This window comes from Actinomyces timonensis DSM 23838 (assembly GCF_000295095.1).
In the GTDB taxonomy this organism is placed as follows: domain Bacteria; phylum Actinomycetota; class Actinomycetes; order Actinomycetales; family Actinomycetaceae; genus Actinomyces; species Actinomyces timonensis.
Genome location: NZ_JH806634.1, coordinates 488375 through 513906, shown reverse-complemented (window position 1 = coordinate 513906; position 25532 = coordinate 488375). Strand labels below are relative to the sequence as shown.

Genomic DNA, 25532 nt, shown 5'->3' with positions numbered 1-25532 from the left:
TACTTCCTCGGTGCGCTCACGACGGTAAGCCTTCCGCGCACTCACTGTCTCCAACAAACTTTGAGCGCAACAGCCCGGGGAGGGCGATATAGCTGAGCGAGCGGAGGAGAATCCGGGCGATGCGGGCTCGCACGGATCCACGAGCGCTCGCATCTGTCGTTCCCAGCGAGATTCTGTCCCGCTGGGCGCAACGATGCGAGCAGCCGCGAATCGAGTGCGCCCGGGCTCGCGCCAGTTCACCCCCGCTCGCCCAGCACAATCACCACCCCGACCGCCCGGCCGCCTTGCGGCGCCGCCCGCCCGGGGCCCCGCCCCGACACGAGTCACATCTCGATCACGCGCATGGGAGAGGTTCGCGAGCGCGCGCGGCGGCCGCCTCGGCTCCGTAGGATCACTCCCGTGACCACGGCCGTCCCTGCTCCCACCACCGCCTCCTCGCTCTCCGCGCCCCCGGTTGCTGCGGATCCTTCCACTGGACTCGACGTCGCCCCTGGCTCTGTGGTCCGGGTGCGTGACGAGGACTGGCTGGTCACTCAGGTCTCGCGCAACGCCGATGGCCTCATTCTCACCGCCCAGGGCCTGTCCGAGCTGGTGCGGGACACGACCGCCCAGTTCAGCGAGGCCCTCGACCGCATCACCCCGGTGGATCCGCGCCGCACCCGCGTGGTCGCGGATCCGTCCACCCGCCACCGGCTCGCCCGCTTGTGGCTGGAGGCCACTCTGCGCAAGACCCCGCTGCCGGCGAGCTCGACGGACCTCGCGGTGGTGGGCGATGTCCTCGCGGACCCGCTGCCCTACCAGTTGGCCGCGGTCCGCCAGGCGCTGGATCCCGCCAATCTGCGCCCGCGCATCCTGCTGGCCGACGCCGTGGGCCTGGGCAAGACCCTGGAGATCGGCATGATCCTGGCCGAGTTGGTGCGCCGGGGCCGGGGTGAGCGGATCCTCATCGTCACCCCGCGCCATGTGCTGGAGCAGATGCAGCACGAGATGTGGTCCCGCTTCGCCCTGCCCTTCGTGCGCCTGGACTCCGTGGGCATCCAGCGGGTGCGGCGGTCGGTGCCGGCCACTCGCAATCCCTTCTCCGTCTACCACCGCGCCATCATCTCGATCGACACTCTCAAGTCCGACCGCTACCTGAGTCACCTGCGGCGCCATCATTGGGACGCCGTCGTCATCGATGAGTCGCACAACATCACCAACAAGGGCACGCTCAACAACCGGCTGGCGGACATCCTGGCCCGCCAGACCGACGCCCTCATCCTGGCCTCGGCCACCCCGCACAACGGGGATCGCGCGTCCTTCGCCGAGCTCATCCGCCTCCTGGAGCCAACGGCGGTGCACCCGGACGGCACGCTGGACAAGGCCGCGGTCAAGCGCCTGGTGATCCGCCGCCACCGGCACTCCCCCGAGGTGCGCGACGTCGTGGGCGGCCGCTGGCGCGAGCGCCTTGCCCCGGTTAATCGCCTGGTGGACCCCTCGGCGCAGGAGGAAGCGGTTGCCGAAGAGCTGTCCCGTTCCTGGCTGCACCGTCCCGACGGCGCCGCCGCGCCTGGCAGCACTCCGGGCGCTTCGGCCCGCGCGGGTGAGGCGCTGTTCTCCTGGACACTGGCCAAGGCCTTCCTCTCCTCCCCCGCCGCGCTCATCGAGACGATCGACCAACGCTTGGCCCGGCGCCGTTCCCGCGCGGCGAGCGAGGAGGCGATGGCGTCCTCCGAGCAGTCCCAGGCCCTGGCCAGGCTGCGCTAGCTGGCCACCGCCGCGAACACCACCAGTTCCGGCAAGTACCAGGCGCTACTGGACGAGCTGGCGCGGATCGGCATCGGCAGCCACTCGGCCGCGCGGGTGGTGGTCTTCGCCGAGCGCATCGCCACCCTGAACTGGCTGGCCGAGCACCTGCGCCATGACCTGAAGCTGCCCCAGGAGGCGGTGCGCGTCATGCACGGCAGCCTGTCTGACGTGGAGCAGCAGGAGATCGTTGAGGACTTCCGCCAATCGCACACACCGGTGCGCGTCCTCATCACTGGTGATGTCGCCTCAGAGGGCGTCAATCTGCATTCCCAGTGCCATGAGCTCATCCACTACGACATTCCCTGGTCGCTCATCCGCATCGAGCAGCGCAATGGCCGGATCGACCGCTATGGGCAGGAGACCTCCCCTCAGATCACGACACTGCTGCTCAGCCCCTCCGACCCGGGGTTCTCCGGGGATGTGCGCGTGCTGACGCGGCTGATGGAGAAGGAGGACCAGGCGCACCGGGCGCTGGGTGACGCCGCCTCCCTCATGGGCCTGTACTCCGGGGAGAAGGAGGAGAAGGCGATCCGCGAGGCGCTTCAAGCTGGCACGGATATCGACGACGTCGTCCCGGACGTGGACGAGGCTCTCCTCCGGGATCCGATGGCGGCGCTCTTCGCCCGTCTCACCGGGGCCGCGCAGCCAGGCGCCAGCACCGAGGCCGTGCGAGCAAGCGCCGACGGCGGGGCGACGCCAGCGGGCCCGCCAGCGCGCCTGGTGGCCTCCGCATTGTTCCCCACACAGGTGGATTACCTGCGGCAGGCCCTCACCGAGCTCTACGAGCGCCCTGAGGAAGCGGCCGAAACCGCGGGTGGCGGCGGGGTGGCGTGGCGCGAGCACGGCGCCGAGCATGTGGCCGAGATGGTCCCGCCGAAGGGCTTGCGCGCTCGACTGGCGGTCCTCCCCCAGTCCTACTTGCATGACCGCCGTGTGCAGGAGCATCTGCGGCTGGCGACGACGCAGCGCAAGGGCGCGCAGCTGCTGACGGAGGCCCTGCGGGATTCCTCGGACTCCTCCTGGCCGGAGGCGCACTACCTGGGGCCGCTGCATCCGGTTCTGGAGTGGGCGGGGGATCGTGTCCTGGCGCGCCTGGGGCGTTCCTCGGTCTTCGCCGTCCACGGGGACGTGGACTCGCCCACCGTCCTGCTCCTGGGCACCTTGACGAACCAGGCGGGTCGGACAGTGTCGATGGTGAGTGTGAGTGTGGCCTTCCCCTTCCTGGACGTGAAGGCGGCCCGCGCCGATATGGCGGCGGGGCGCGCACTCGCGCCCGCTCGCCTCGCCACCGTGCACGACTCCCCGGCGGACATGCTCGCAGCGGTCGGGGTCGCGCAGGAGCAGGCCAACACTGGCGCGCCCGCGGAGCTGGAGTTGCTGACAGCGCTCATCGCACCTGCGGTGGATGCGGCCAAGACCCAGATGGATCTGACGATGCGCGCGGCGGAGGACGAGGCCGCGGGGCGGGTGGCCGCTTGGGCGTCTCGCGTGGATTCCTGGGATGACGACGCCGGCCGCCTCATCCAGAACCGCCAGCTGCGCTCCCAGCGCCGCACAGTGGAGCAGGAGCGCGAGCTCATCACGCAGCACTCGCCCGCGCACACGTTGATCCGTCCATTGCTGATGGTGGTGCCGCGCGTGGCCGTCGAGGAAGGAGACCGCTGATGGCGGTGTCGGATGCCCTTGTGGTGGGCGAGGACTGGATCAGTGAGCACTACTTCACCACTGACGCCGCCAAGGAGTCCTTCTTGGCGCGGGTGCTGGCGCGCCGCAAGGAGTGGGAGGAGGCGGAGAAGCCCTCCGACGGCGCCGCCCCGGTGGCGACCGCCCGCTCGCGTTTCCGCTCCAAGCGCCCCCACCTGGAGGAGCTGATGGCGGCGCTGCCGGGGGCTGATGAGAGCGTCTCCGCCGCCGTCCTGGACGCGGCGGCTGAACTGGACGTGGTGCTGCGCGAGGTCCTGGGCTTCGACTCGGCAGAGTTCCGCGTGGCCGAGCGCGGCCCGGTGGCGCTGGTGCGGCCCGTGGGTGATGAGGGCCCGGCGCCGTTGGCGCTGCTGCGGGCCCGCCCGGCGGTCACGATCGAGGATCTGCTGGACAAGGACGCCCCCACCCTGGCTGAGGCCTGGGAGCCGGTGGGCCTGGAGGACCCGGCGGCCCCGCTCCTCGAGGGCGCGGAGCCGGTGGAGTCGGTGTCCCGCGCGCTGTCCACTCTCATGACCGATGAGCACGGCCCTGCTTTCGCGCTGGTGTTGGCGGGGCGGTGGGCGCTCGTCGCGGAGAAGGAGCGGTGGCCGGAGGGCCGCTGGCTGGCCGTGGACCTCCAGCTGGTGGTGGAGCGCAATGAGACCACGCGCGGCGGTGAGGTGGAGCGCGCTCTGACCTGCCTGGAAGCGGCATCCCTGGTTCCTGGGCCGGAGGGCGGGACCTGGTGGGCGGCGACGCTGGCGGACTCGGCGGCCCACACGGTGGGGGTCTCCAAGGATCTACGTGAGGGCGTGCGCTCCTCCATCGAGGTGATCGCCAATGAGGTGGTGCGCCGCCGCGCGGCCCGGGGACTGGCCCCGCTCCCCCAGGATCAGGCGCAGCCTCTGGCGCTCCAGTCGCTGCGTTTCATCTACCGGATCATCTTCCTGCTCTACGCCGAGGCGAGCCCCGAGCTGGGGGTGCTGCCGGTGGGCGCCGCGGAGTACGACGCCGGTTATGGCCTGGATCGCCTGCGCGAGTTGTGCCTGGGGGAGCTCCATGAGGAGTCGGCCCAGGCGGGCACGCATGTCTACGAGTCCCTGAGACTGCTGTTCACGCTGGTGGATCGCGGGCACAACGCCCAGGTGGCGGCGCAGGAGGAGGCCTCCTTCGATGCCTTGGTCTTCCAGCCCATGCGCGCGGACCTGTTCCGGCCGGAGGCGACGGCCCTCATCGATGAGGTGGGGCTGGGCAACGCGGCCATGCTGCGGGTGCTGCGCAGCCTGCTGCTGACCAAGGAGGGAGGCAAGGCGGGGCGAGGCTTCATCTCCTACGTGGAGCTAGGCATCAACCAGCTGGGCGCCGTCTATGAGGGGCTCATGAGCTACTCGGGTTCCTTCGCCACTGAGCGACTGTGGGAGGTGGCGCCGGGCGGGGACGCCTCGAAGGGCTCGTGGGTGGTGCCCGAAAACGTCATGGAGGGCTTGGAGGAGAAGGACTTCGTGACGGTGGAGGATGAGGTGACGGGCGAGCGCCGCAACGTCACCTATGAGAAGGGCCAGTTCGTTTACCGGCTCTCGGGCCGGGACCGGCAGCGTTCGGCCTCCTTCTACACCCCGGAGGTGCTGACGCGTTTCACGGTGCAGCAGGCGTTGGAGGAGCTGCTGGATCAGGATGGGCGGACGACGAGCGCTGAGGAGATCCTGCATCTGACGGTGTGTGAGCCGGCGCTGGGGTCGGGGGCCTTCGCGATTGAGGCGGTGCGCCAGCTGGCGGAGCAGTATCTCTCGCGGCGTGAGCGGGAGCTGGGCCGGCGCGTGGACCCGGAGGAGCGGCCCCGGGAGCTGGCGAAGGTGAAGGCGTATCTCGCCCTGCACCAGGTCTACGGGGCGGACCTCAATGCGACGGCGGTGGAGCTGGCGGAGGTGTCCCTGTGGCTGGACACGATGGTGGAGGGGCTGGCGGCCCCGTGGTTCGGGCTGCGGCTGCGGCGCGGTAACTCGCTGGTGGGGGCGCGCCGGGCCCTGTACTCCACAACCCAGCTGAAGAAGCGGGCGTGGTTGTCGGCCGCTCCGGTGCCTGAGCCGCTGGGTCAGGTGGCGGCCGTGCTCGACGACGCCGATGCCGCCTCCCGGCACCGGATCGGCGGGGCGCTGGACGTCTCGGGGAGCATCCATCACTTCCTGCTGCCGGCCAAGGGCTGGGGCAGCGCGGTGGACGTCCCCAAGCAGGTGCGGGACCTGGTCGATGCCGGCAGGCTCAAGGCCCTCAAGACCTGGCGCAGGGAGATCACGAAGGCGCTGAGTACCACCCAGGCCTTGCGGCTGACGGCCTTGGCGCGGCGCGTGGAGGTGCTGTGGGAGATGACCTTGCGGCGCCTGCGGGTGGCGGAGGCGGAGGCCTCGCGGCGCATCGATCTGTGGGGGCGCGAGATGCAGGACGACGCCGGTTCAACGGTGTCCCGCGAAGACATCGAGGCGTATCTAGCGGCGCCGGGTTCGGCGTACCGGCGGCTGCGGCTGGTCATGGATGCGTGGTGCGCGCTGTGGTTCTGGCCGCTGACCACTCAGGTGACGCCGCCGAGCCTCAATGAGTGGCTGGGTGCTCTGGAGGGGTTGCTGGGTAAGCAGGTGAAGGACGCCAAGGGCACCGACGGAACCCTGGTGGACGCCTCCTCCTGGGCGGAGCTGGAGACCATGGAGGAGGTTGAGCTCGGCCTCGCCGGCGCTCGCCGCATAGAGTCAGTCGTTACCGACCACGAGTGGCTCGCCGTGGTCCAGGAGGTAGCGGAAGCGCAGGGCTTCTTCCACTGGGAGCTCGACTTCGCCACCGTCTTCGCCCGCGGCGGCTTCGACCTCCAGGTGGGGAACCCACCGTGGGTGCGCCCGCGCACCGACATTAATGCTCTGCTATCTGAAGGCGACCCGTGGTGGGCCCTGACGAGCAAGCCCTCGGTCGCAGCCAAGAACACACGCATCCCCGCGACGCTGGGGCGCGACGGTGTGCGAGACCTCGTGATCGACGGGACGGCGGAGGTCATCGTCCAGTCCGAGTTGCTGAGCGACTCGTCCGTCTACCCGCTCCTGAGCGGTCAGCCCGACCTCTACCGGGCTTTCATGTGCCAGGTATGGGAGCATCAGAGCGAACAGGGCATCTCCGGCCTCATCCATATGGAAACGCACTTTACCGACGCCAAAACCCCCGCTCTCCGCCTGAGTTGCACAGGTTGGGGTGGTTTGTGTTTCAGAGTGGGGTTTTTCGTTGGGATTCTGGGGGTGGGGTGGTCGTTTCGGGGCACTAAGGCGGCGGTACGATCTGGTGGGTGAGTCCGTACCTGCGTCAGGTCAAGACAGCCTCGGGAGCCACGGCCGTGCAGGTCGTGGCCAAGGGCCATGGTGTGCGCCGGATCGTGGAGCACCTGGGGTCGGCCCATGACGAGGCCGAGCTGGCTGCGCTGATGCGCCTGGGGCGCCAGCGGCTCCTGGCCGGCCAGCAGGTCCTGGACCTAGGGCCGGCACTCAACGACGACGCTGACGAGGTGGGTGGTCAGGCACCCGGTGACGGTGGTGCGGTGCGAAGGCCGCAGATCGTCTCGCGCAGGTCGGGCTGGCTGATCGAGGCCATCAAGACGGCCTATACCCGTCTGGGGCTGGGTGAGGCGGTCGGGGGTGACCGGGCCTTTGAGCAGATGGTCGCCGCTCGTCTGATCGAGCCGACCTCCAAGGCCGACACTCCCAGGGTCCTGTCCGAGATCGGCTGGCCGGCCCCGGCTCACCGCAACACCCTGTACGCGTCCCTGGCCCGTGCTCAGGAGCGGGGCTACCGCGAGAGCATCTCTGAGACCTTGTTCGAGCACGTCACCAACACTGGTGGGAGTCTGGCCCTGTGCCTCTATGACGTGACCACGCTCTATTTCGAGGCTGAGAAGGAGGACGACCTACCCAAGGTCGGTTACTCCAAGGAGAGGCGGGTCGACCCCCAGGTCATCGTCGGCCTGCTGGTCGACCGCCGTGGTTTCCCCCTGAGAATCGGGTGCTGGGAAGGAAGTAAGGCCGAGACCACCACGATCATCCCCATCGTGGAGGCCTTCCAGGCCGCTCACGGCATTGAGGAGCTCGTCATCGTCGCTGATGCCGGCATGCTCTCAGCGACCAACCTCAAGTCTCTGCATGAGGCGAGGCTGCGGTTCATTGTCGGGGCCCGCCAGGTCCGGGCCCCAGGTGACCTTGAGGCCCACTTCCACTGGGCCGGTGACGCCTTCACCGACGGCCAGCTCATTGACACCATCACCCCCAAGAGGGGCTCGAACACCGAGCGGGATAAGAGCCTCAGGGCTGAGCCCATCTGGGACCCGGACACTCACTCGGGGTCGTGGCGGGCGGTGTGGGCCTACTCCAAGAAGCGCGCGGCCCGGGACATTCAGACCCTGACCGCCCAGGAGAACCGGGCCCGGGCCGTCATCGCCGGCGAGAAGCGTCCCAAGGGCACGCGTTTTGTCACCGTCCATCAAGGCGATCAGGTCCTCGATGAGGCGTCCCTGGCCCGGGCCAGGTCGCTGGTGGGGCTCAAGGGGTATGTCACCAACATTCCGTCCCGCTTGATGGGCGCCGGTGAGGTCGTCTCCTCGTATCACGAGCTGTGGCACGTGGAGCAGTCTTTCCGGATGAGCAAGCACGATCTGAGAGCCCGGCCGGTGTTCCACCACACCCGCGATGCCATCGAGGCGCACCTGACGGTGATCATGGCCGCCCTGGCCGTCGCCCGCTATCTTCAGGAGACCACCGGGATCAGCGTCAAGCGCATCATCCGTGCCCTCAAGCCCCTCCAGGACGTCACCATCAACCTCAACGGCCACCACCTCACCGCCGCCGACCCCCTGACCCCCGAAGCCGAGAAAATCCTCACCGCCCTGAACATCCCGACAGGGCACTAAAAACTGTGCAGCTCAGGCCAAAACCCCCGCTCTCCGTGCAGCCACGTACCGGCACCTGCGCCGGCACTGGCAGTTCATCAACGAGATCCAGTTGTTCGACATCCATCACCTGGTCCAGTACGGCGTCCATGTCTACGGGGCGGAGCGTGCGCCCTCGTTCGTCCATGCGACATCGCTCTACCATCCTGACACGGTCCTCCGGTCGCTCGTTCACGATGGGAGCGGCGAGGAGCCCGGCTTCAAGGATCCGCACACGGGAACGTGGGATCTGCGACCGCATGCGTCTCGCATCCAGCGGGTCACCGAGTCGGTCCTGCGTACCTGGCAGGCGGTGACCGAGGCGGAGGACTGGCGTTCCACGCCTATGGTCTCGACGGTGAACTCGGCGGCCGCGCGCACGCTGTCGACGCTCGCGTCGCATCCACGGATCGGCAGCCTCAGGCTCGAGTTCTCGCGCGGTTGGGATGAGTCCATCGACCGCCAGAAAGGGCGCTTCATCCAACGATGGGGCGAGGAATCATGGGAGGACGCGATCCTCCAGGGCCCTCATCTTTATGTCTCCACACCGCTGTACAAGAGCCCGAATGCGACGATGAAGCACAACCAGGACTGGACCTCGACGGACTTGGAGGTGCTTCCTGCAAACGCTCTGCCGGTGACCCAGTACAAGCCTGCGGGCGACCGCACCGCCTACGACCGCCTCTACACCCACTGGGGCGATTCCTCCGCCCGCGACCACTACCGTATCGCCTGGCGAGCTATGGCAGCCAATACCGGGGAACGAACCCTGATCACGGCACTCATTCCACCCGGCGCCGCCCATCCCAACGGAGTCTTCTCGACGGGGTCGCCACGCACATTACTTCCGGAACTTGTCGTCACTCAGGCCGGAACATCCTCGCTTCTCAGCGACTTCACTCTCCGCGCCTTGCCAAAGTCAGGTATCTACTTCCCCGACTTCTGCCGCCTACCCGCCCTCCCCTTCGACCACCCACTGGCGCCACGCATCGCATTGCGCGCACTCCGCCTTAACTGCGTGACCGAGGCCTACGCGGACTTGTGGGCGGAGTGCTGGGATGACGCGTTCGTGGACGACTCGCCGATCCTGGAACGTTATGACGAGCGTCCGGTGGGTCCGGTGTGGACGCGGGATGTGCCTTTGCGTCGGGCTGAGGATCGTCGGAATGCTCAGGCGGAGATCGATGTGATGGTGGCGATGATGCTGGGTGTGCAGATCGAGGACTTGTGCACGATCTACCGCACTCAGTTCGCGGTGTTGTACGGCTACGACCATGGCCAGGGCCAGGGCGCGTATGTCTACGATGCGAACGGTAGGCAGGTTCCGACTCCGGTGCGCCAGGCCTGGGCCAGGCGCGGCTGCCCGGATCGCGATGAGGCCATGCCGCTCTCGGAGCGCACCCACACCCACCCCGGCTCGGGCGTAAACTACGTGTACTCCCTCCCCTTCCGCACCCGCGACCGCGAATCCGACTTCCACCGCATCCACGAAATTCTCACACAGCAAGGCCCTAACCAGCGATCCACGACTAGCCACTCGACACCCAACGCCCACATCCGCTAACTTATACCTAAATCACCAGAACGCCTACGAGACCACATCATAGGAGATCTAATGTCCACTTTAGCAAAGAACACCCGCCACAAGTGCTTTATCTCCTACCACCATGCCGACGAACATGAGGTTGAGCAATTCATTCAGACTTTCGATCACAATCAAGATATACTCATCGCCAGAGGTATTGGCGCGAGTATGTCCGGCGACATCATCGATAGCAATGACAACGATTATATCATGCGACGGATCCGCGAGAAGTATCTGCGCGACACGACCGTAACTATCGTACTGATCGGCAAGGAGACATGGGGACGCAAGTTCGTCGATTGGGAGATTGCCGCCTCGCTGAGAAACACAAAGCTGTCACCCGCCAGCGGCCTTCTTGCGATTACTCTTCCGTCGGCGAGTAGTTATTCGGGAAAGAGGCTCCCGGACCGCCTTGCCGACAACTTGAATGGCGACGCCGGGTATGCACGTTGGTGGAAATACCCATCCAGTCCAGCAGACCTAGGCCGACTTATCGAAATTGCATACACCGACCGCATCGTGAAGGCACACCTTCGCGTCAACAGCAGAGCGCTACGGCGGCGCAATGCCTGACCCTCTTTACACAGCGGCCCTCACAGACGCCGACCTTCCGGGAACATGGAAGAATGCCGATGAGGAATCGAAGCGTGGACAACAGCTCACTCTTTGGCTTACTAGAGGCAAACTAGGAGGAGGCCTTATAGCTGCCTTTGGTGGAGCGACCTCTTGGCACGTGGGACAGCTTAACGTCTCTGCCTGGACAATTCTCATCGGCTTTCTAGCGGCGTTCATCTGCGAGATCGCCTCCTGGCAAACAGGGTGCGAACAAGTCTGGTACGAAGGAAGAGCCGTCGCCGAGTCCGTGAAAACACTCTCTTGGAGATTCGCAGTCGGCGCAGATCCATTCCCCTCTTCTATGAAGGAGGCTCAAGCAACCACCCTGCTTAGGCAGCGAATCTCAAGTATCACTCAAGAAGTTTCTAAACAAATTATATTCGATGCCGACGACGCTATCGTTACCTCAAAAATGAAAGATCTTCGTCGTCGCAAGTTTACCGACAGGCGCGATGCGTACCTTCTTGGCAGAACAATCGACCAGAAGAATTGGTACGCAGCAAAAGCTCGCCAAAATCGACGGCTATCTTTCTTTTGGAGACTTACTCTTCTGACATTTGAAGTCGTAGCCATTCTATTGGCGACCGGTAAGGTATTCGGCGGCTGGGACATCGATCTCACGGGACTGCTAGCAGCCATCGTAGCCGCAGGGGTCGCGTGGGTTGCAGTCAAACAATTCTCTCCGCTTGCATCCGCATATTCCATTGCAGCGAATGAACTTGGTACACAAGAGTCCGTTCTGAAGACTGTGAGCGAGGAGGACTGGCCACTGTTTGTTGCAGACGCCGAAGAAGCGATCAGCCGCGAACATACCACATGGCTAGCCTCCCGAACTGGCCACCTACCTAACTGGGGATAGTTTTCTTACGCCGAATATTACTGGACCTCGTGCGGCTATCGATTCACCAGAGCAAGGAAGACCCAATGCTCCGGTCGAGTCTTTGATCGAAGTGTTCAACAGCACAAAAGTCCATCATGCCTGACTTGTGTCGCTTTGGTGGATTGATGACGTTGATGATGTTAGCAGCTTAGGCGGTCAGCCGCTTCAGACCGCAACCGCCATCTTCTATGGGAACCCGCGCATGTGGTGCCACTCGTGCTTGTCTACGCCGAGTTCCGTCATGTCGGCGAACCGAGTTTCATCGTCGGCGATATCCTGCAGTTGCGGTTCGCTCGAGAACGACACCGTGTTCCAGGTTGCCCGTACCTATATCTCGGACGATCTTACATATTGAGTTACGCTCGCAACAGATCTGGTTGATCGCCCGCCAGCACGGCCGCATGAGCAGCAATACCTGTGGCCGAGCAATCTGCTTTCTGCTCGGCAGCCACTTTCTTCGCACAGGCAGGTCGATCGCAATTCCAGATCCGCTTAGACCACACCAACCATACAGGTTGGTCGAATCAGGGGAGGCCTGCAAGCACTGCGCCACAGCGGCCGCGGATATTCGTGACCGCGCCACAGGTCGGGCAGTTCATCGGCGTCTGAGGCGACTCAACGACGACGGTGAGCAGACCAACGTCGTGATCAAACTCAGCACCCGTGACATCCAGCCCTTCAAAGCTGGAGAGGAGATCCCAGCAGGAGTAGTAGCCGGGGCAAGAACGGCAACGCGCAACTGCGTGCTCTGCCGGCTCGTGCAACGTAGAAATATTTCGGAACGGGTGCTTGGTAGCTTCTCTTCCTGAGGGCTTCGACGTCTTCCACTGCGGTCATGTTCATGTCGGCGTGTCGCTCACCTTCGCCGAAGCTCGGAGAAGCACTTTTGAGAGACGATCCTGACCTCATCAGTGGTAGTATCTGATCATGACATATGTAGCCACGGTCGTTCAGTTGCTGCTCTCCAGCCCTAGCGACCTCCCCCCACAACACCGAGATCTCATCAATAGTACCATCCGTGTGTGGAACACAAACTATAGTCGGCGATTTGGAGTACTATTCTCGCCGACCGACTGGCAGGAAGGGACAAGTCCAGCTTACGGACGAGAGCCACAGGCGATTATTAATGAGCAATTGGTCGCATCGTCAGACTTGGGTTTGGTTGTTTTCACCAGCAGGCTGGGAACGCCGACGAAGACACGCCAGTCTGGGACAGTTGAAGAAATCGAGTTGCTACACAGCCAAGGCAAGCGTGTCGCTATCTTAAGGAACATGACACCGAGCGTTCCACCCCGGTCAAAAGAAGAGACTCAGCAAATGGAGGCACTAAATCGGTATCTTCATTCGATTCAAGACAGATCTTTCTATCGCGAATATGCGACAAACGAGGATTTGATGTCAATCATCAATAATACACTGAACAACGTCGCCCTAGATTACGAACCACCCAGCGAGAGAGCGGTACCGGATTCTCGCACTTCCGAAGACGATCCGTCTCTGGGGGTCTGGCCTTCAGTCGAAGTTGAGCGCTACTCCGAGACCGACAGCAAAGGAAGGATTAAGGATAAGCGACGAGTCTATTTGGTGCTCACAAACCGCACTGGACAGCCAGTTACTGACGTATCATATCGCTATACCGACAATCGAGAGAGCGACTCAAGCGGGGCATTCGATTTCGCTTTCAAGTCGGATAATCTCATCAGCAGAATGGCGCCTGACGCCGTCTTGCGCTATCCCATCCTGCAGGCTCTAGGCTCACCCAATCAGGCCGATTGTATTGTCACTTGGACCGACACCAACGGTACTCGCCACGATACGCAGGCAAGCGTCGGAATTAGCTAGTTATTTAAATTGAGGCTTTCTTACCGGGGTAGGGATCGACGGACGGGAATCGTTGACGTGGTCCGGGAAGATGGGTGTGTCATAGACGGGGTCAGTCGGAGCCTTCCAGGTAATACTAGGGATATACCTCGAATCCGCTCCTGGACGCGCTCCCTGCGTGCTCCCCGTAAGACACGCGCCCTCCCTCCAGCATCCTAGCGATCGCGCCGGGCGCGCACTCTAACTCGGTGAGAAAACCTCCGTTCGCTGGCCGTGGATGGCGTGCGACGTATGCGGGTCCACCTGCTGCGGTGAGCCCGCATGAAATCGCCGCTGGGGCTCTATGGGCGAAGAAACCTCAAGATCTTGGGATCTACCTTCAGAGCCTTCGGCCTGTACGTTGCTAGCGTCCCCATCCCGAGAACGACTCCCCCCATGATCTTCACGTTGGCCTCCTGCTTCTTGCCTCGGTGGTAGGCGCACATGGTCGCACCGGCCTCGATGTCCCTGCCGCACTGGCTGCACGTCGGTACGGGAGCGCTCGTGACCCCCTCCTCACAGGATGCATCGACATCAACGTCATCGGGAGGCAGCATGTGCACTGCCACCGGCTCCGCCCCGCAGATCTCGAGCGCACGGGCATGGGACGAGAGGACCTGCGCGAGGATCGGCTTCTGGTCCTCGCGGGCGAACGAGCTGATCGCCGTGATGACAGCGTCGTCGTCCAGTTGCCGCTGCCTGAGCATGTCCTGGAACTGGCCGAGCACGGTCCTCGCGGCGTCGGGCTCACCGTGATGCATGTGCACCAGGGCTACCGCCCGGGTCGCGCTCTCCATCACCGCAACAGAGCGCACGACCTGCTCGGCACGCTCCGCGTTCACCTCGGTCAACGACCTCTTCGACCGAAGCGGGGTCGCTACCTCTTCGACCAATCGCTGCACTACTCCGTGCTCTCGTTGCTTCGCGAGGTCGGACAGGTCACGGTCGATGGAGCGTGCGAGCTTATCGCGCGCCTCAACAGCCTTATCCAGGGCCTGGCAAAGCAGGTCCTTCCGGTACTTGCCGTCCGAGACGGTGCGCGCCTGCTCGATCAGCGACCAGGCGCTGTCTACCAGAGCAAGGCGGTCGTCCTGGAGCCCAGCACGAAGCGCTGCGACCTCATCCTCGAGATCACGCAGCCCCCTCATGGTCTCCAGCTGCACAGCCCTGGCTCGCAGGTTGCTCCACGCCTGCGACGCCTCCGGGGTGAGGCGTCGCGTGTCGAGCTTCAGGACGTGGCGCATCCGCCCGCTCCGGTCCACCAGGTGCGCGAGGTTCTCACCTGAGCGAGTCACCTGAAAGGCGAGCTCCCCACTGTCAAGCTGCTGCTGAAGGGACGAGGGGACATCGACGGCCAGGACGGTCTCAGGGAAGAGCGAGGCCACCACGCCCCCCAGCTCGGGCAGAAGCGCGAGAGCCTGTCTCGCATCCCCGAACAGGAGCCTGTAGTCATCATCATGCCGGGCGAGCCCCCAGTAGAGCTCACCGTCCTGCTCGACCAGACCACCAGACGCGTCCACTGCAGCAACCACCTCGACAGCGTCATCGCCCTGGTCAGTCGCACACGCCACATCCCCCTTAACTATCTCACAGTGTGCTGAGGAACCTGATTCTATCGCCATGGCACCCCTCCCGAAAAGATTGACGGACGATGACAACACAACAGACGCCTGTCAACAGGCACCTGGGTGCAACGGATAGTCTTCCGCTATCGCCCGGAACCTCGGCCAAACCGTCGCCCCGCCTCGCCAAATATACCTCAGGTCGTCAGGTCCTGCATCCAAGGTTCTAAACCGACTGACGTGGCTCTTGACATAGCACGAGCACCCCGAACCGCCGACGTTACCAAGGTCACGCACCAAAGACCGCGCATGTCACGCTACCTGTGCTAACGGATCACAGTCACGCGGAATCCATCATCGTCTACCGGACAAGCAATACCCCAGTAACCGAGTCACCCGGGCACGTTCGGAGTGGACGGAAGTTCCTGCGATAGCTTTCAGGCTGCAGCCAGTACTTTTGCGAACCCAACATCACTCAGGTATTGAAAACTCTGCGGCGGCTGCACGAGGCCCAGGTCACCGGTCAGCGACAGCGGGGCACGCAGCCGGGTCACCGTCCCAACCTCAATACCGACCGCCCGGTCCCTGCCAGCGTAGTAGGAAAAGAAATCAGCCTCACCGATCACCCCCCACTCGTGGAACTCTTTCCACAGTTCGGAAGGTGTCCGAGTCTGTTGCGCCCGGACAGTGAAATATCCGACAACCGCCCGGTCCGGCACAGTGGAATAGATGACGACGTGGGTGACATCCTTGGCGAGGGGGCGCTTGCGAAACTCTACAGTCTTGTGCCCCTCAAGAATCGCGCGAGCGTACCGAGGATGTATCGACATGAGCGCTACCCGCCCACCTGCTGCCTGAGCCACTCCAGGCCCTCCTTCCGCACGGCCGTGACCGACTGTGGTGGTCGACTCACTAGGGCATCATAGCCGGGCGTTCCAGGTTTCCACGGCTCCGTGAGGGTCCTGTCGTGTCTGAACTTCATCACGTGGACCTCCCCCTTGGAGCACAGGGAGTTGACCTCCTGGGGCGTGTAGACCGTGCGGCTGCCAGCGAACCGGAGCACCTCGATCGGGTCCTGTGAGACGAGAACCTCCTCGACGACCCCGAGGTTGGAGACGCGCCACCCGGTCTGGGACTCGACGAACACGAGTACGTCTCCTCTGCTTGGTTGCCGGCTACGGGTGCGGGAGATATATACTTTTGTGATGGCGTTCCCGCAGGGTTCCGTGAACTCGGCGAGCAACGAGGGCTGCACCGCCTCCGGGCTTGGGAACAGGCGCTCATGCCACCCTGGCCTGATGGGCACCAGGAAGGCCTTCCCGACCCGTAGGGCGCCAGGCCCGTAGGTTTTGTGGTAGGTCCAGGGGTCAATACCTCGACGGCGCCCACCAGCGGTGAGGTGCTTGACCATGACCAGGTCGCCATTGGCGGCCCTCCGTCCAGGCAGTACCTCGAAGCCGAATCGTTCGAGCCACTCGACCAGTTCGTTCCCCTCGGTGACCTCCAGGAAGGCGGTGCTGGAGGGGACAGCGCGGATGCACTGGAAAGCAGCCTTGAGGAGGAGTTCTCCATAGCGCTGACCACGGGCATCACCTGAGACCTTAAAGGTACATATTTTAGTAGTATCCGAAGGCAGACCGTAATCGACGTCTTCCTCCTTCAGGACAGCCAATGCTAGGGGGTCCTCAGGATCTCCGACCACTAAGGTGGCCCGCCCCTGAGGTATGACCTTGCCCGTCCACCAGTCACCGAACTCGGGGTAGGAGCCGACCAAGGAAGAGAAGAACGGCGAGCCGATGTTCACCCTAGCCGGTGGTACCGTCTCGACCTGCGGCGGAGGCTCCAGCGGGTGGCGAGCCGGATCCAGGAACTCTAGGAACTGTCGTGCATCTAGCACGTGGGTCAAGCCCGCCTGCGTGGCGTGCCCGATCATCCTCTTGTCGTTAGTGATCAGCCATGCAGCGAGCCCTTGGTCGAGCGCGGCGAGGATGCGCAGGTCACACTCGTCGTTCACCCCCGGGACCTCACCGTAGCCCGCACGCTGCCGCAGGTCCCCGGGCGGTCCGGGAACAAGTCGTGCGTAGCGTTCGGCCTCACGCGTCCGGGCGTCCCTGAACTCCCCGCTGCGGGCGAGTTCGTCGAGCGTGCCCTGCGCGATTACCGGCGTGTATCCCAGCTCGCCGATTGCCTGAAGCACCTCGGCCGCGACCTCACCAGCCTCATGATCCCGCTGAGCGTAGTCCTGCGCGTGGATGAAAACGTTGGTGTCGAGCACTACGGTCTTCTTTGGGTCACGACCCACCTTGTCACCCCCCGTTCCACTTAGTGGTCATTCCTGGCTGGCAGGACCCACGAGTACCTACCGAGGCTGTCACACGAAGCCGGTAAACCCAGGCTACCCCGTGGTCACATCATTCGGCTCCACACCATCGCCACTGGCGCCCTCACGGGCGAACAGTAACCCAATTGTGATCCGATGACACCGTCCGCAGCAGTCGCACCCCGCTCAGCTCGTCGGGCATGTCACCGAGACGCCGGTGTCGTTCACTACTGCGGGTATGAGCCGAGCCGGACGCACTCCCCGAACTGCCACCGCACGTTGGCCCCTCCACCTCCTGCCGAGCACTCTCGAACGGCGGAGGTCTCCCCCTCTGGCCGGCGGACCCCGGAAAGGATTACATACATCCCTCCAGGGCCTGGCAGCCCGACTCCCTGGCTGCTCCACCCAAGGACCCACCGCCATCGAGTAGATTGCCAGGGGCGCTGGCTGCAGGATGTGCTGAACTCGCTGGCGCCTCACCGACCTTAAGGAGCTCGAGCTCATCCAGTGGGTGTGCGGCGGTGTCCGCTACGGCCACACCACGCCTTCCCCTTCCGCATCGACAAGCAGATGCTGGCCAAGCTTGTCGAAGCCGCCCGCGAACAGAGCACCGCAGCACTCACCGGGTGGGCCGCCAAGGCCCGAACCTGCCTCGAACACTTCCGCATCCCCACATGGTCAACAAGCGCCGGACGCGGCCAGTACCCACCGCCCTCCCGAATTACAAACAGTTCTTCGGGCGTTCGGTGGGGATAAATCAATGATCCGAAGCTCTCCCTGGGCTGTTTTCAGGCAATTCGCTTTAATACACTAACGTCGAGGGGGAGGAGTGTCCCGTGGCCACTGATATTGCACCATTGCGACGACCGAGGCCGAGCGGGACCTGCGCGTAGTCGAGGCAATCCACAGCGTTGAGATGGAGGGCCTGACAGTGACGGAAGCCGGCCGCCAGGACGCCCGCGAGTACATCGCCGGTCGCATCGACTCTGACGAGTTTGTGGCCCGCGCCCGCTATGGCCTCGACTGAGTTCGTCGACCCATATCTCGATCCCGAGACGGGCCTGCTGCGAAACAAGGTCGGCTCACAGCGGAAGGTTGCCCTCAATAGCATGGCGGTACACGTAAACCCTCACGCCGCATGGAAGCGCTTGTTGGCACCCTGGCGAGTCATGCCGAGCACGTCGCCAATTGCCTGCCACGACAGGCCAGCCTCACGTGCGACCATAACCGCGTCGTCGAGCGCGCGCTCAGCGGCACGGACCCGGATCTGCGCGACTGCGATCCGAGCGAGAGCGGGATCGTCGACCGTAGCCAGAGGATCCGGTCCTTCTCCACCATTGGCATTTTCAATCTCGTCGAGCATCTCCTCAGTTGTCCTCATCGTTCACTTCCTCCTCAAGAACTTCTCGCGTGCGGGCATGGCATGAAAGACGAAATCATCATCATTGACGCCAACCTCAATGAGGCGACCAGATCTTGTGGATCCTATGACGATGACATGCCCATCGAAATAATGGACAATTACGGGATTACTCAGAGTGTGGTCGACATCTTCGCGCACGAGACCGTGCTTCCATGCGCTCTTCAAGTACCCCACACCGGTAACTATAGTTACCGGTGTGAGGTCTGGTCAAGGCTCGTGACCACGGTGCGACACAAATGAGGCAGCCTATTCCCCACGTTGGGCATCCTTCTCTTCAGGCTCAGCCCAAGCGTCCTTCCACTGCGCTAGCCTCACCTCAGGGCCACAAGCCCACCCACCAACCACCGCCCTTCTTCGCCCGGCCTCCTCCGCACCCCACCTCAGCACCATGCCCCTCCTGCTCCCCAGCCTCCAGGCCGAGCGCATCCGCGCCGCCGTCGTCGACTACCTGTCGACGACCTTCGCGCTGACGGACGCCGAGCCCCGGCGCGCCCTCACCGACTTCCTCGTCGACGAGCAGGACGGCGTCTTCGTCGGCCCCTTCGTCCGCCTCCGCCTGCCCTACGTGCCCGCGAGCGCCCGCTCCAACGCCCTCGACTGGGACCCCGACCTCACCCCCTACCACCACCAGGAACAGGCCTACCAGCGCCTCACCACCAAGAACGGCCACCGCCCCCAGCCCACCCTCATCACCACCGGCACCGGCTCCGGCAAGACCGAGGCCTTCCTCCACCCCGTCCTCGACCACGTCCTGCGCGCCCGGGCCGAGGGCGTCACCGGACTCAAGGCCCTCATCCTCTACCCCATGAACGCCCTGGCCTCCGACCAGGCCGGTCGCCTCGCCCGCCTCCTCACCTCCGACCCCGCCTTGGCGGGCATCCGCGCCGCCCTCTACACCGGTGACGCCTCCGAGACCCCCACCGCGCGCGTCACCCCCGCCTCCCTCATCACCGACCGCTACGCCATCCGCGACAACCCGCCGGACATCCTCCTCACCAACTACAAGATGCTCGACCAGCTCCTCCTGCGCCCACAGGACCGCGAGCTGTGGAGCGCCTCCGCCTCATCCCTCACCTACCTCGTCCTCGACGAGTTCCACACCTACGACGGCGCCCAGGGCACCGACGTCGCCATGCTCCTGCGCCGCCTCGGCCTCACCCTGCACGCCCACCTGGCCGACGACGACCCCCGCCAGGCCGACTACGCCCGCTCCCCGCTCGGCCCCCTGTGCCCCGTGGCCACCTCCGCCACCCTCGGCGACGGCGGCGACCCCACCCGCATGCTCACCTTCGCCCGCGACGTCTTCGGCGCCGACCTGCCCACGGAGGCCGTCATCACCGAGACCCGCGCCGGCCTCGATGCATGGGCCGAGCCCCACCAGGCGGCCACCGCGTCCCTCGGCCTCACAGCCCGCCGTCTCACCGCACTCTCCCCCACTGACCTCACCCACCTGGCCGGCCTCGCCCGCCACCCCGTCACCGCCCCCGAGCGGCTCCTCGCCGACGTCGCCGCCGTCCTCTACCGGCCGCAGAACGGCCGGCCCGCCGACCGTATTGCAGGCCTCACCGCCCCCGACCTCGCCCACGCCATCCAGGCCCACCCCGACGTCGTCGAGCTCATCCGCCTCGCCGACCGGGCCACGCCCCTGGCCGGGCTCGCCGCCTCTCTCCTCTCCCCCGCCCAGCTGACCGACCCCGCCGTCAGCCGCCAGGCCCTGGCCGTCCTCCTCGCCGCGCTCTCCACCATCCGAGCGGGTCTCGACGGCGCCCCTGACCGCAGCGCCGTCGGCGTCGAGGTCACCCTGTGGATCCGCGAGGTCACCCGCGTGGACCGCCTCCTCGATGCCCGCCCCGCCTTCCGCTGGTCCGACACCACCGACCAGCACATCGCGCAGACCGTCCCGGCTCGGCCCGCCCTGTACTGCCGCTCCTGCGGCCGATCCGGATGGGGCATCAGCCTCGCCCCCACCGGACAGGGGGAGAAGGTCGACCAGAGCGAGGTGCGCCGCGACCGACTCACCGGCGACACCCGATTCCGCGCGCTGCTCGCCGCCCCCGGGGAGGAGGCCGACTACCACCGCCGCCTCGAGGCCGGTGAGCCGGATCCGGCCCGCCACCACCCCGGGCTGCGCTGGTACTCCGTCGCCGACCGCGAGCTGCTCACCCGCGCCCCCGAGGAGGGCTCCCTGGAGGCCCGCGAGGGCCGCTACCTGCCCGTCCTCGTCCTCACCGGCGACGAGCGCGCCATCGCCGACGACACCACCCACGACGTCTGCCCCTCCTGCGGGGCCACGGACTCCATCCGCTTCCTCGGCTCCGCCGTCGCCACCCTCCTGTCCGTCAGCCTCACCACCCTCTTCGGCGACGACGCCCTCGACGACGCCGACAAGCGCGCCCTCATCTTCACCGACTCCGTCCAGGACGCCGCCCACCGGGCCGGCTTCGTCGACCAGCGCTCCCACACGATGAGCCTGCGCTCCGCACTGCGCGGCGCCCTCAACGCCGAGACGACCCTGTCCGACTGGGCCGACGCCACCCTCGACGACGCGGCGAACGACGCCTTCGACCGTTACCGCCTGGTCCCCGCCGCCCTCGCCGAGCACCCGCGGTTCAAGCCCTACTGGGACCCCGATGCCACCACCAGTAAGCGCCGGCGAGCCGCCGAGTACGTGCGCCGTCGGCTCCTGTTCGACATCGCCCTGGAGGTGGGCCTCCAGTCCACTTACGGCCGCACCCTGGAGGCCACCGGATCCCTGACCGTCCACGTGGACGCCGGCCGGCCCGCGGACCTGATCCGGATCGCCCGAGCGGCTCTCGGTGAGGACGGCGCCCCCGATGCCCTGCCCGGCCTGAGCACCCTCACCGACGCCGACCTGCTCGCCTGGGTGCGCGGGACGGTGGAGCGCATGCGCCGCGACGGCGCCATCGACCACGAGTGGCTGACGCGATACAAGGAGGAGGACGGCAAGCGCCTGTGGATCTGGTACAAACGACGCCGCAACCAGGGGCAGCCCGCCTTCCCGGCTGGGCGCTCCGCGCCCTCCTTCCCGCAGGTCAAGGGGAATATCAATACTCGCTACTCGGCTTTCACACCGGTCGTCTCCCCGAAGTCCTGGTACGCCGCCTGGGCCCGCGCGTGCCTGAGCGTCACTGGCTCCCACTCGGCGCGCCTCGCCGCCGCACTGCTCGCCCGCCTCGCCGAGGCCGGCGTCCTGTCCACCACCCCCACCGCCTCCGGCGGCACCGTCTACGGCATCCCCGCCGACCGGATCCTTGTCACCCCGCTGCCGACCGACAGCACGGATGAGCTGCTCCTCGTCTGCGACACCTGCCGCAGTCAGCTGCCCGCCGCGCGCGCCACCGTCGGACAGCTCGACGCCGCCCCCTGCATGGTCGCCCGCTGCCCCGGGCACCTGGTCGCCACCCGGCACCCCGCAGACAGTTTCTACCGCAGCATGTACGAGGCCTCGCACGTGCGGCGGGTGGACGCCCACGAGCACACATCCCTGCTCGATGCCGACGAGCGGGCCGCCGTCGAGCAAGGGTTCAAGCGCCCCATCCAGCAGCCCGGAGACCCAACGTCCTCGTCGCCACCCCCACCCTGGAGATGGGCATCGACATCGGGGACCTGTCCACCGTCATGCTCGGCTCGCTGCCGAGCACGGTCGCCTCCTATGTGCAGCGGGTCGGTCGCGCCGGCCGCCGCTCCGGCTCCGCCCTCGCCCTGGCCTACGTGCCCGGGCGCCCCAACCAGATCCGCCTCCTGGAGGACCCCGCCCACCTGCTCGACGGCGCCGTCGCCCCGCCATCCACCTACCTGGGCGCCGAGGAGATCCTGCGCCGCCAGTTCCTCGCCTACGTCATCGACACCCTCACCCGTGAGGGCCACCCCGCCGTCCCCGGTGGCGGCAGGGGCCGGGCCACGGCCCGAACCGTCTTCGACACACGCGGTCAGGGCACCTTCCTCACCGCCGTCATCGAGCGGATCGCCCGCGACGGCGCCCTCCTCGCCGCAGCTTTCACCGCGACCTTCGCCGATCGGGCCCCGGCCCTGAAGCGGTTGACCGCCTGGGCATCCGGCGACGGCGGGGCCGGCCCCCGCCTCATGCTCGAGCAGGCCGCCGGGGAGCACCGCGCTGAGGCGGAGCAGCTCCGGCACCAGCACGAGCAGATCGAGGCGGCCCTGCCCGAGCTCATCGCCGCCAGAGATCGCCCCAATGCCACCGAGGAGGACGAGCGCGCCTGGCGGGCCGCTGATAGTGCCCGCAAGGCCATCAATGCCCGACTCATCAGCCTGGAGAACGAGCCCTGGATCGCCGCCCTGGAGCGCCACGGGGTCCTGCCCAACTACGCCCTCATCGACGACAGCGTCCGGCTGTCCGCCCGCGTGTCTTGGCGCGACCCGGAGACTGACGAGTTCACCACCGAGCCCTACGACCTCGACCGCGCCTCCACCCATGCCCTGCGCGAGCTCGCCCCCGGCGCCGCCTTCTACACCCACGGCATGGAGATGCGCATCGACGGGGTGGACTCCGCCGGCCTGGCCGCGCAGGCCCAATGGTGGCTGACCTGCGAGCGCTGCGGTTACGTCGAGACCCACGAGCCTCAGGAGGGTCCGCCGGCCGCCCCGGGGCGGTGCCCGCGCTGCGGGGACACCGGGATCGCCGACGTCGGTCGGGCGCGCCGCGTCCTGCGCCTGACCCGCGTGTTCGCCGACGTCGCCAAGGACGACGCCCGGATCGGCGACGCTCGCGACGAGCGGGAGTCCACGCGCTTCGAGGTCCTCCCCCTGGCCGACCTCGACCCCACTCGCGCCCAGCGGCAGTGGAGCGTGGGCGCCACCGGATTCGGCCTCAGCCGTTTCCGGGGACTGAGCCTGCGCTGGCTCAACACGGGCCGGACCCTCCCCGGTCAGACCGTCGACCAGATCGGTGGGGAACCAGTGCGCGCCCGCGGCTTCCGCCTGTGCGAGGCCTGCGGCAAGCTCGACTCCAGCACCGGGACCTCCTCGGCCAGGGAGCACCGCGCCTGGTGCGAGCACCGCAGCGACCCGCGCGAACACGTCATCCAGATCGATCTCATGCGCGACCTCGTCACCGAGGCCCTCGCTCTCATCCTTCCCCAGGAGTTCGCCTCCGACCCGATCGGGGCCGCCTCCCTGGCCAGTGCCCTCATGCTCGGGCTGGAGATCGCCACCGGCGGCGCCCCCGACCACCTGGGCGTGATCTCCGTGCCCTACCCCGTGCCCCACGGCTCCCCCGGGGAGACCCGCCTGGCCCTGCTCCTGCACGACCTCGTCCCCGGAGGCACTGGTTACCTCACCGATTTCGAGGATCCCGCCGTCATCTGGGCCCTGTTGACGCGTGCCGCCCAGCGCCTGGAGACCTGCCCCTGCGCGGCCGAGGGCAAGGACATGTGCCACCGCTGCCTCCAGCCCTACCCGATGCGCGGCGCCCCTGAGGAGGTCTCCCGCGCCTCCGCGCTGCACGCCCTGCGCCTCATCCTCGGCCTGGAGGCGGACGAGCCCGCTGCGGACCTCGACCCGGCCACGCCCCGCTGGACAGTGACCGAAGAGCCCGTGCGCGCCGGCTCCGGCGAGAGCCCCCTGGAGGCGCGCTTCCGCACCGCGCTCAAGGAGCTGCTCTCGGCCCGGATGAGCGTGCGAGTCATCGGCGATGCCTCCGGGGCGCCCGCTCTCGAGCTCGACGGCGGTCGCTGGCGGCTGCGGCCTCAGCTCGACGTGGGACGCACTCGTCCCGACTTCACCGCGCTGCACGTCAGCGGGCGCGCCCCCATCGCCATCTACACCGACGGTCTGAGATATCACGCGAGCCGCCGGCACAATCGCCTCGCCGACGACGCCGCCAAGCGCGCCGACCTGCGCGCCCACGGATACCGCGTCATCTCCGTGGCCAAGGAGGACCTCGACGGCGCGTGGAACCCGCAGTGGCTCGGCGAAGAGACGGCTACTGCCTTTAAGAACGGCCACCTGGTCGCAGCCGGCACCGCGGCCATCACCGATGAGGCGATCGAGGTCTGGCGCGGTGGACCCATGGCGCTGCTGGCCACCATGCTGCGCGATGATGACAGTGGCTTTCGCGCCTGGTCCACTGCGCTGTCCGCCCTCGCCGCCTCGGTCGGGGTGCCACTCATCCATGGCACCGCCGGGCACGCCGCCTTCTTCGGCGACGCCACGCTCCGGTACTCCCCTGCTGAGCGCTCCGAGGCGAATCCGCTGTGGGAGGCGGTCCACGCGCTCGCGCCCACCCAGGCCCTGCCCGCCCCGCTCGCCCCCACGACGACAGTCTCAGGATCGGTCTTCCACGGCCCGCATCTGGCCCTGGCCATCCAGCTGAGCGGCACGAGCACCACCGGTATGGCCCTGGTCATCGACGACTCCGAGGAGGCGCTGGCCTCGCCCGAGCACCGGGATGCCTGGCTGAGCTGGCTGCGACTGAGCAACGTCCTTCCGTTCTCCGGCGCCCCCGTGACGATCACGACGACGAGCCTCGCCCTTACGGAGCTGCACGATCGCGCCGCCGTCGCCGGCGGGCCGGGTTCCGATGACTCGGCGATGACGGCTCTCGGCTGGGACGGCGTCGACCGGGATCTCGCCGCTCCGCAGGTCCTCGACCTTCTGCCCCACCTGGCCGAGGCCGGGGTGCGCTTCGGGCGGGAGGGCCAGGAGGAGGCCGACGGCGTCATGACTGATCTGTCGTGGCCGGACAAGCGCGTCGCCGTCGTCGTCGATCCCCGCGACGATGAGGTCGCCGCCCTGACCGCGGCCGATTGGCGTGTCGTGAGGGTGGGGCATGATGCTGCCGTCACCGCCGACGAGATCCGCTCGCTTCTGGAAGGACGCTGAT

Annotated in this window: 14 protein-coding genes and 1 pseudogene; 11 read left to right on the top strand and 4 right to left on the bottom strand. The window is 66.3% G+C overall.

Translation table 11 applies throughout. The features are described from left to right. Nucleotides 1-399 precede the first annotated feature (399 nt). The 8 genes from A1QA_RS16640 to A1QA_RS15620 all read left to right on the top strand — a co-directional run bounded on the left by A1QA_RS16640 (nt 400) and on the right by A1QA_RS15620 (nt 13344). Nucleotides 400-1746: a DEAD/DEAH box helicase gene (locus tag A1QA_RS16640; RefSeq protein WP_017179261.1), complete on the top strand. Its 1347-nt coding sequence runs from the start codon at nt 400-402 to the stop codon at nt 1744-1746. Then, a complete protein-coding gene (locus A1QA_RS16635) occupies nt 1747-3453 on the top strand; it encodes a helicase-related protein (RefSeq protein ID WP_341858239.1) in 1707 nt (568 codons plus the stop codon). After that, complete coding sequence (locus A1QA_RS14775) at nt 3453-6797, top strand: Eco57I restriction-modification methylase domain-containing protein (RefSeq protein ID WP_017179258.1); 3345 nt, start codon at nt 3453-3455, stop codon at nt 6795-6797. Before A1QA_RS16635 ends, A1QA_RS14775 begins: the two co-directional genes overlap by 1 nt. After that, nucleotides 6794-8404: an IS1634 family transposase gene (locus tag A1QA_RS0112560; protein WP_017179257.1), complete on the top strand. Its 1611-nt coding sequence runs from the start codon at nt 6794-6796 to the stop codon at nt 8402-8404. The genes A1QA_RS14775 and A1QA_RS0112560 overlap by 4 nt, the downstream gene beginning before the upstream one ends. Before the next feature lie 91 nt (nt 8405-8495). Beyond that, nucleotides 8496-9986, top strand: coding sequence for a hypothetical protein (locus A1QA_RS14770; protein WP_017179256.1), 1491 nt, complete (start codon nt 8496-8498; stop codon nt 9984-9986). Between the two features lie 51 nt (nt 9987-10037). Further along, nucleotides 10038-10580 carry a TIR domain-containing protein gene (locus A1QA_RS15630; protein WP_082181255.1) on the top strand — a complete coding sequence of 181 codons (543 nt, stop codon included), beginning with the start codon at nt 10038-10040 and terminating at the stop codon, nt 10578-10580. Further along, a complete protein-coding gene (locus A1QA_RS15625; protein WP_082181254.1) occupies nt 10573-11481 on the top strand; it encodes a DUF4231 domain-containing protein in 909 nt (302 codons plus the stop codon). The genes A1QA_RS15630 and A1QA_RS15625 overlap by 8 nt, the downstream gene beginning before the upstream one ends. A 948-nt stretch (nt 11482-12429) precedes the next feature. Next, complete coding sequence (locus A1QA_RS15620; protein ID WP_082181253.1) at nt 12430-13344, top strand: hypothetical protein; 915 nt, start codon at nt 12430-12432, stop codon at nt 13342-13344. 320 nt (nt 13345-13664) lie between these two features. On the opposite strand, the gene A1QA_RS0112545 is transcribed toward A1QA_RS15620, so the two are convergent. The 3 genes from A1QA_RS0112545 to A1QA_RS0112535 all read right to left on the bottom strand — a co-directional run bounded on the left by A1QA_RS0112545 (nt 13665) and on the right by A1QA_RS0112535 (nt 17199). Further along, nucleotides 13665-14984 carry a hypothetical protein gene (locus A1QA_RS0112545; RefSeq protein ID WP_154652410.1) on the bottom strand — a complete coding sequence of 440 codons (1320 nt, stop codon included), beginning with the start codon at nt 14982-14984 and terminating at the stop codon, nt 13665-13667. 377 nt (nt 14985-15361) lie between these two features. Further along, nucleotides 15362-15787 (bottom strand): ASCH domain-containing protein, encoded by a 426-nt coding sequence (locus A1QA_RS0112540; RefSeq protein ID WP_017179253.1) that lies wholly within the window; start codon nt 15785-15787, stop codon nt 15362-15364. Next, on the bottom strand, nt 15760-17199 hold the full coding sequence (locus tag A1QA_RS0112535) for a PIN domain-containing protein (protein WP_017179252.1): 1440 nt from the start codon (nt 17197-17199) through the stop codon (nt 15760-15762). Before A1QA_RS0112535 ends, A1QA_RS0112540 begins: the two co-directional genes overlap by 28 nt. 901 nt (nt 17200-18100) lie before the next feature. On the opposite strand from A1QA_RS0112535, the gene A1QA_RS16360 reads away from it, so the two are divergent. Beyond that, entirely contained in the window at nt 18101-18271 is a 171-nt protein-coding gene (locus A1QA_RS16360) for an antitoxin VbhA family protein (protein WP_167320665.1), read from the top strand. Between the two features lie 102 nt (nt 18272-18373). Here A1QA_RS16360 and A1QA_RS0112525 read toward each other — a convergent pair whose 3' ends face one another. Continuing rightward, on the bottom strand, nt 18374-18625 hold the full coding sequence (locus tag A1QA_RS0112525; protein ID WP_017179250.1) for a hypothetical protein: 252 nt from the start codon (nt 18623-18625) through the stop codon (nt 18374-18376). Nucleotides 18626-19055: 430 nt separating this feature from the next. Between A1QA_RS0112525 and A1QA_RS16630 the strand changes: the two are divergent. Both A1QA_RS16630 and A1QA_RS16615 read left to right on the top strand, forming a co-directional pair. Next, nucleotides 19056-19760: pseudogene (locus A1QA_RS16630) on the top strand (DEAD/DEAH box helicase); the annotation flags it as partial. Nucleotides 19761-22399: 2639 nt separating this feature from the next. After that, the gene (locus A1QA_RS16615) at nt 22400-25531 is read left to right on the top strand and encodes a DUF1998 domain-containing protein (protein WP_244266168.1); all 3132 of its coding nucleotides are present in this window, start codon (nt 22400-22402) and stop codon (nt 25529-25531) included. Nucleotide 25532 lies beyond the last annotated feature (1 nt).

Excerpts from the sequence above, each read along its gene's own strand:
- A1QA_RS14775 (WP_017179258.1), top strand. The coding sequence starts at position 3,453 with ATGGCGGTGTCGGATGCCCTTGTGGTGGGCGAGGACTGGATCAGTGAG.
- A1QA_RS15630 (WP_082181255.1), top strand. The coding sequence starts at position 10,038 with ATGTCCACTTTAGCAAAGAACACCCGCCACAAGTGCTTTATCTCCTAC.
- A1QA_RS15625 (WP_082181254.1), top strand. The coding sequence starts at position 10,573 with ATGCCTGACCCTCTTTACACAGCGGCCCTCACAGACGCCGACCTTCCG.
- A1QA_RS15620 (WP_082181253.1), top strand. The coding sequence starts at position 12,430 with ATGACATATGTAGCCACGGTCGTTCAGTTGCTGCTCTCCAGCCCTAGC.
- A1QA_RS0112545 (WP_154652410.1), bottom strand. The coding sequence starts at position 14,984 with ATGGCGATAGAATCAGGTTCCTCAGCACACTGTGAGATAGTTAAGGGG.
- A1QA_RS0112525 (WP_017179250.1), bottom strand. The coding sequence starts at position 18,625 with ATGAGGACAACTGAGGAGATGCTCGACGAGATTGAAAATGCCAATGGT.